This is a genomic window from Rhodococcus sp. T7 (genome assembly GCF_009872365.1).
In the GTDB taxonomy this organism is placed as follows: domain Bacteria; phylum Actinomycetota; class Actinomycetes; order Mycobacteriales; family Mycobacteriaceae; genus Rhodococcus_F.
The window spans coordinates 44426-51212 of the sequence record NZ_WXYH01000339.1 but is presented as its reverse complement, the minus strand read 5'-3'; the positions used below and the strand labels follow the sequence as shown (position 1 = coordinate 51212).

Sequence of the window (6787 nt, the reverse complement as noted above, 5' to 3'; positions counted from 1 at the left end):
CGGCTATTCCGGGGGCGGCATGGCCAGCGCGTGGGCGGCGGCGCTGGCCCCGACCTACGCGCCGGAGCTGAAACTCGACGCGGTGGTGGCGGGTGGGATTCCCGCGGACCTCGAGCAGATGGCCCTGGGTCTGGGGTTCAATCCGCATCCGGGGTTCGGGCTCGCGTTCGCCGCCGCGATCGGTTTGGAACGCGAATACCCGGAGCAGCTGCCGATCTCGTCGCAGCTCAACGAGACCGGGCTGTGGCTGCGCGAGTGGATGTCGAACGAATGCCGCCGGTTCCTGCTGTTCCACGGCGCCTTCCGCAGCGCGGGACAGCTGGCCGCGTCCACCAGCCTCATGGCGAGTTCGGGTGCGCACCAGGTGTTGCGCGAGAACAGCCTGCGCTACTTCGAGGGTGTTCCGACCGCGCCCCTCTACCTGTGGCACGGGACCCTCGACGGGCTGACGCCGTTCGATTCGATCGCGGAGACCGCGCACCGCTATTGCGCTGCCGGCGCCCGGCTGACGTTCGTGCCGTACGAGATATCCGAGCACATGACGACGGCAGTGGTGGGCTTTCCGGACGCGTACGAATACGTGGCCGCACGATTCCGCGGCGAACCGGCGCCCACCCGCTGCTGACCCGTCAGGTCAGACGCCGCCGCCCGCTCTCTTCGGCGCACCCGGCCGGACGGGCGTGTTCCCGCTCATCTCGCGGGCGATGAAATCCTCGATGTCGAACAGGTTGTCGCCGGCACGCTCGACGATCGTCAGGAGCGTGTGCATGTCCGAGACCTCCTCGACCTGTTCCTCGAGGAACCACTGGATGAACCGCTCGCCGAGGTAGTCGCCGCTCTCGCGGGCCGTGCGGGCGAGCTTGGTGATCTGCTCCGTGACGGCGCGTTCGCGCTCCACCGCGAGTGCGACGGGGGCGCGCACCGAGTCGAAATCGGTGACCACGTCGTCGATGCCGGTGACTTTCACCTCGAGGTTGTTGTCGATCAGGTACTGGATCATCATCATCGCGTGGCCGCGCTCCTCGGCGGCCTGCGAATAGAAGCGGCGAGCCAGTTGCGGGAGAGCGTGCGAGTCGAAATAGACGGCCACCGCGATGTACTGCTGGGATGCGGTGAATTCGTTGCGGATCTGCTGCTGCAGGAGGGCATGGAACTCGCTGGGTGCTTTCGGCGCCGGTTGCGTCATGGATGTCAGTTTACGGCCGAGCGTCACGGACCGGTGGTGACAAGTTCGGCCGGGACCTGACGGTCGTTGGCCAGTGCGTCGAAGAACTGCGACGCCCGGTCGTGATCCCAGAGCAACACGTTCCCGGAGCCGTCGACGTCCTCGAAACCGCCGACGGGGACGGTCGTCGTGACCATGTCGCCCTTGACCGCCCAGGCGAGTGCGGCGAGATTCCAGATGTGGTCGCTCTCGTCGACCCGCAACGATGCGGCGGTGTCGGTGACGAGCGGCCAGACACGGAACGGGTTGAGCCACGTCGCCGGGCTGGTGGCCTTCGACATCAACGCCGCCATGAACATTCGCTGATGGTTCATCCGGTCGATGTCGGCGAGCGCGGTCGCGCGGCTGCGGACGAAGCCGAGCGCCTCCGCTCCCGCCAGTTCCTGGCAACCGGGCGCGAGGTTGATCCCCGCGAGCGGGTCGTCGATGGCGGTGTCCAGGCACATGTCGACGCCGCCGATCGCGTCGACGATGCCGGCGAATCCACCGAACCCGATCTCCGCGTAGTGGTCGATGTGCAGACCGGACGCTTCCTCGACCGTCTGGGTCAGCAGTTGCGGACCACCGAATGCGAAGGACGCGTTGATCTTGTCCTCACCGTATCCGGGGATCGACACGTACGAGTCGCGCGGAATGCTGACCATCGTCGCCGGGCCGCCGCCGCTGGGGACGTGCACCACGATGATGGTGTCGGTGCGGTCGGGGCCGCTGTTGCCGCCGGTCGACAGCTGCTGTTCCTGTTCGGGGGTCAGCCCGGTGCGGCTGTCCGAACCGACCAGCAGCCAGTTCGTGCCGGGGGTGTCGCCGATCCGGCCGGGGTAGTCGGCCAGCGCGTCGATCCGGTTCAGCGAACTGTCGAGGTAGTAGGTCATGCCAGCGAGCGCCAGGACCAGCACCAGGAACAGGATGCCGATGCGACGCCCCCAGTGCCGTGGCCGCCGGGGCCTGCGCTGCTGCGGCGGCTCCGGGGTCCGCGACGGTGCGGGCGGCGGGGGTGGTGGCGTGCGCGGGGGACGCCGGTCGGGCACCCATTGCGGCGGTGGTGGTGGCGCGTCGCGGTACGGCTGCGGCGTCTGGGTGGGTGCGTAGCCGCGCGGACCCTGCGGCGGGGCCGAGCGGGACAGCTGCGGTTCCGGGGCCTGCGACCACGCCTGCTGGGGCTGCGGCGGGGCGCCACGGCCGTCGCGGCGGATCACCTGGGTGCCTTCCTGCGGCGGCGGAGGGCCCTGACGCGGCGCGGGGTGTCGCGGGCGGGGCGCAGGAGGCCCCTGTTGCGGCGGACCCTGCGGCGGCACTCGCCGCGTTAGCGGAGGGACTCGCTGGTCAGGAGGCGGAACGCGGCGGTTCTGGGGTGGCGGCACCTGCTGCCCGCCCGGCGTCCGCCGAGGCGGACGGGGCGGCAGCGGAGGATAAGGGGCGTCGCCGGTCACCCGCACGACTTTACTGGTCCGGCCGGATTACGGAATCCAGCCGACGTGCCCTCGCAGCGCGGCGTAGCCGACGAACGCGACCGAATCGATGGTGGCGTGCGCGATCACGAGAGGCCACAACCGTCCGGTCTTCTGCCAGTACCGGCCGAACACCAGACCCATCGCGACGTTGCCCAGCCCGCCCCCGAATCCCTGGTAGAGGTGGTACGTCCCCCGCAGCAGCGCCGACGCCAGCAGCGAAGAATTCTCACTCCACCCGAGTTGCCGCAGCCGGGTGATCAGATACGCGACGACGAGCACTTCCTCCGCGCCGGAGTTCGCGATCGCCCACAGGATCAGGGCGGGCAGGCGCCACCAGTGGTCCCCGATCGTGCTGGGGACGACGGTGAGGTTGGCGCCGATCGCGCGGGCCAGCAGGTAGAAGCCGAGCCCGGGCAGACCGATGAGCGCGGCGAGCCCGACACCCTGCGTCGCGTCGGGGCGCCAGCGGAATCGGCCGAGCCCGACGTCGCGTGGGCGGACACCGCTCCGCCACAGGAGATACAGCCCCAGGGCGGCCCATGAGAGGAGTTTCACGATGCCGAGCAGCTGCCGGGCGACGTCGATGATCTGGTTCTCGGCGCGGGCGGCGTTGAGGGCGACGGCCTGGTCGGCGAGGTTGCCCGGTGTCAGCAGCGACTCGGTCAGCGACAGCAGTCCCGACAGCCCGCTCGTCCCGAACGTGACGAGCAGGACGATCGTGATCTCGATCCACAAGGCGCGGCGCTCGGTGCCGGTGGCCACCGGCGTGGCCGGTTCGGGTGCGGCCGGCTGTAGCCAGGACGTGAGCGTTGCGCGCGAGATCACGCCGCACACGCTAGCGTGCGGCGACGAAGGCCGGGTCAGCCGCGCGCGCGGAGCCCGTTCACGAACGGGCATCCCACCAGCAGACGGATCGCCCTGCTCAGGGCGACGGCGTCGTCGACCGGAGCGGAGAACGGCATCCAGATGTCGCGGTCGCCGTGGTCGTTCTCGACGCGCAGCCGCAGTCCGTACCGGTCGATGCCCAGGGGGCGGACGCGTCCGCGCCGCATGTGCGGCGGCAGTTTGCGGGACAGCATGTCGATGAGGTCGCGGTGGTCTTCGTCGAGGTGCTGGAGCCACGCCGTCTCCATCTCCCAGAAGGGGTCGGGCCGGGCGGCGAGCAGATCGTCGAGGGCGACGGGTTCGGCGCCACTCGAATCGGCGACCACCGCCGATTCGAGGCGCAGTTGCAGCAGCGTCGCATCGTGCCCGACGTCGAGAAGTCCGGGGTGCGGGTATTCGGAGGCCACCTCGTCGGCGAGGGTTCGGGTGTGTGCCTCGCACAGCGCGTGCAGGGTGCCGCGCAGCCAGACGAGCGACCGCACGGGCTCACGCAGCGCGAGCGGTGAGTTGTCGGTCAGTTCGAGCACGGCCGGGATTCCGCCGCCGCCGGCGAGCCAGGACAGCGTGGCGGCCGCCGACTCGGTGGGTACCGCGACGACGACGTCGCCGCTGGACCGGAGGTGGTGGACCGACGTGACGGTCGGCGCGCTGCCTTCGACGGCGAGTACCGCGTCCTGGGTCCGTGCGCACGAGCTACGCACACGCTCGGCGGTGGACGGACCGGTGGTCGTGACGGGCATGGAGCCTCCTTCAGGGTTCCGCGATACTGAGGTAACCCTAACCTAATGTGATGGAGTCGGCGAGGCAAGACCCCGAAAACACGCCGGTCCACGAGGCGGGCATACGGTGGGACGGTGGCCATACCCCTTTCCCTCGGTGTCCCGCGCTCCCGCGGACCGCAGTCGCTGCTCGCGGATCTGCTCAGCGGGACCGGGGACACGAGCCCGGCCGCCGGTGGCGCAGTTGGACCGCGGGTGGTCGCGGCGTCCGCGCTGCTCGACGCCGTCGGCACCGACGCCGGCCGCGTGATCGTGGGGCTCGACGTCGACCCGGCCGTTCTCCGCACCCGCGAGCAGGCTTCCTACGAAGCGGTACGCTTCCACCTCGACTGCCCGGCGGCCCAGCTCGGCGACGCGGTCGCGCTGCGGCTGCCGTCCCCGCTCGCCGTGTTCGTCTCCGCGGACGGCAGCGACGACGCAGGCCTGGCCGAGACGGCGCAGCACCTCGCGGACGCCGGCCGCATCCCGGGACTCGCGAGCGGGCACTCCATCGGCGAGGTCGCCGACTTCCTCGCCGTCCTCGCGCACGCCGACGTCGGATACGTGGCACGGGCCCGTGACACCGCCGAGGTGCTCGCGCTGCTGTCGGGGACGGTCGCGTCGCTCCGCGGCGACGACGTGCGGGCGGCGCTCGCGACCCCGGATCCCACGAGGCTCACGTCGCTGATCCCCGAGGCCGCGGAGGCCGTCCGCGAGGTCCTGCTCGGGGTCGAGGTCGACGACCCGGTGCTCGTCGCCCGTGAGCTGGCGGACGCGGGTCTGCGGTAAAACATTCACCGTCAATGCGCCGGACCGTCAACGCTCGGTGCGTAATCTCGTAGTCGTGCCAAAGATCGCGTATTTCGGACCGTCGGGAACCTTCACGGAGATGGCGCTCGCCCAGCTCGAGGCGGCGGGTGCCTTCGACGGGCCCGTCGAACGGGTGGCCGCGACAAGCCCGCCCGCCACCCTGGCCATGGTGCGTGACGGCGTCGTCGACGGCGCCGTCGTCCCCATCGAGAGCTCCGTCGAGGGGGCCGTGGTGCCCACCCTCGACACGCTCGCGCTGGGCGACCGCCTGCAGATCGTGGCCGAGACCGAACTCGACGTGGCGTTCACCATCCTCGGCGGGGCGGGCGTCGAACGGCTCGACCAGGTGCGCACCGTGCGGGCCTACCCGGTGGCGGCCGGTCAGGTGCGAATCTGGCTGGAGGAGAACTGCCCCGGTGCCCAACTCCAGACGGCGTCCTCCAACTCCGGTGCCGCCGAGGATGTCGCGAACGGCCTCGCCGACGCCGCCGTGTCCACCACCCTCGCCGGCGAACGGCTCGGGCTGCGCAGCCTCGCCGACGGGGTCGCCGACGAGAAGAGCGCCCGCACCCGATTCGTTCTGGTGACCGGGCCCACCCGGGTGCCCGCACGCACGGGCGGCGACCGCACCTCCGCCGTCCTCGAACCCCACAACACCCCCGGCTCCCTCGTCGGTGTGCTTTCCGAGTTCGCGACGCGCGGAATCGATCTCATCCGCATCGAATCGCGCCCCGTCCGCACCACCCCCGGTCTGTACCGCTTCTTCGTCGACTGCATCGGGCACATCGACGACCCTCTCGTCGCCGAGGCGTTCCGTGCGCTGCACCGGAAGTCGCACGTGCGGTTCCTCGGGTCCTGGCCCGCCGCCAACCCGAGCGGTCCGCCCCCGCCGTCCGACGGAGACGCGGCGGACTGGATCGAACGAATCCGGCAGGGAGAGAGGGAATCGTGAGCGGCAAGCTGATCCTGGTCCGGCACGGGCAGACCGAGGCGAATGTCGAGCGCAGGCTCGACACGAGGCTGCCCGGCGCCCGGCTGACACCCGAAGGGCTCTCCCAGGCGGAGCGGCTCGGAAACGACCTCGCCGCACGCGCGACGACGGCCGCCCTCGTGTCCTCGCAGGCACTGCGCGCCCGGCAGACGGCGCGGTTCGTGGAACTCGCGTCGGGCATCGCCGTCCAGGTGCGGGAAGGACTGCACGAGGCGCAGGCCGGCGAACTCGAGGACCGCAGCGACGAGGAGTCGCACAAGCTGTTCATGAAGACGTTCCACCTGTGGCACACCGGCGAACTGGACGCCCGGGTTCCCGGCGGCGAATCCGCCAACGACATCCTCGACCGGTACGTCCCGGTCGTGGATTCCCTGCGCGAGCAGTACCTCGACGACCCGGCGGCCTCGGGCGACGTCGTGCTGGTCAGCCACGGCGCCGCCATCCGGCTCGTGGCAGCACAACTCGCCGGGGTGCCCGGGCTGTTCGCCGCCAACAACCACCTGGCCAACACCCAGACGGTGGAGTTGACCCCGCTCGCGGGCGGCGGCTGGGAGTGCGTGCGCTGGGGAACCGTGGAGCCGCCGTTCGAGCACCGGGTGATCCCCGGCGCCGACGACCCGGTGGGGTGACAACAGCGACCTGATCGCCGCCGGTCGGCGTCGTTGCG

Annotated in this window: 8 protein-coding genes; 4 read left to right on the top strand and 4 right to left on the bottom strand. The window is 70.9% G+C overall.

Going from position 1 to position 6787, the window contains the following annotated elements; translation table 11 throughout:
* A partial coding sequence (locus tag MLGJGCBP_RS31585; RefSeq protein WP_236581474.1) for a lipase family protein occupies nucleotides 1–625 on the top strand: 625 nt, incomplete at its 5' end.
* A gap of 9 nt (nucleotides 626–634) precedes the next feature.
* Here the strand turns inward: MLGJGCBP_RS31585 and MLGJGCBP_RS31580 are convergent.
* The 4 genes from MLGJGCBP_RS31580 to MLGJGCBP_RS31565 form a co-directional block, all read right to left on the bottom strand.
* A complete protein-coding gene (locus tag MLGJGCBP_RS31580) occupies nucleotides 635–1186 on the bottom strand; it encodes a ferritin (protein WP_143543148.1) in 552 nt (183 codons plus the stop codon).
* A gap of 23 nt (nucleotides 1187–1209) precedes the next feature.
* Complete coding sequence (locus MLGJGCBP_RS31575; RefSeq protein ID WP_236581473.1) at nucleotides 1210–2421, bottom strand: LCP family protein; 1212 nt, start codon at nucleotides 2419–2421, stop codon at nucleotides 1210–1212.
* 261 nt (nucleotides 2422–2682) lie between these two features.
* Nucleotides 2683–3501 carry a CPBP family intramembrane glutamic endopeptidase gene (locus MLGJGCBP_RS31570; RefSeq protein ID WP_160100549.1) on the bottom strand — a complete coding sequence of 273 codons (819 nt, stop codon included), beginning with the start codon at nucleotides 3499–3501 and terminating at the stop codon, nucleotides 2683–2685.
* Nucleotides 3502–3536: 35 nt separating this feature from the next.
* Nucleotides 3537–4301, bottom strand: a complete 765-nt coding sequence (locus tag MLGJGCBP_RS31565; protein ID WP_160100547.1) for a DUF2470 domain-containing protein — start codon at nucleotides 4299–4301, stop codon at nucleotides 3537–3539.
* A gap of 114 nt (nucleotides 4302–4415) precedes the next feature.
* Between MLGJGCBP_RS31565 and MLGJGCBP_RS31560 the strand changes: the two genes are divergently transcribed.
* From MLGJGCBP_RS31560 to MLGJGCBP_RS31550, 3 genes are read left to right on the top strand one after another with little or no spacing between them, the layout of a single operon-like run.
* Nucleotides 4416–5108 (top strand): hypothetical protein, encoded by a 693-nt coding sequence (locus tag MLGJGCBP_RS31560; protein WP_160100545.1) that lies wholly within the window; start codon nucleotides 4416–4418, stop codon nucleotides 5106–5108.
* A gap of 55 nt (nucleotides 5109–5163) precedes the next feature.
* On the top strand, nucleotides 5164–6081 hold the full coding sequence (gene pheA / locus MLGJGCBP_RS31555) for a prephenate dehydratase (protein WP_160100543.1): 918 nt from the start codon (nucleotides 5164–5166) through the stop codon (nucleotides 6079–6081).
* Nucleotides 6078–6749 (top strand): histidine phosphatase family protein, encoded by a 672-nt coding sequence (locus MLGJGCBP_RS31550; RefSeq protein ID WP_160100541.1) that lies wholly within the window; start codon nucleotides 6078–6080, stop codon nucleotides 6747–6749. Before pheA ends, MLGJGCBP_RS31550 begins: the two co-directional genes overlap by 4 nt.
* Nucleotides 6750–6787: the final 38 nt, after the last annotated feature.

Coding starts and splice junctions, on each gene's coding strand:
- MLGJGCBP_RS31580 (WP_143543148.1), bottom strand. CDS start 1,186: ATGACGCAACCGGCGCCGAAAGCACCCAGCGAGTTCCATGCCCTCCTG.
- MLGJGCBP_RS31565 (WP_160100547.1), bottom strand. CDS start 4,301: ATGCCCGTCACGACCACCGGTCCGTCCACCGCCGAGCGTGTGCGTAGC.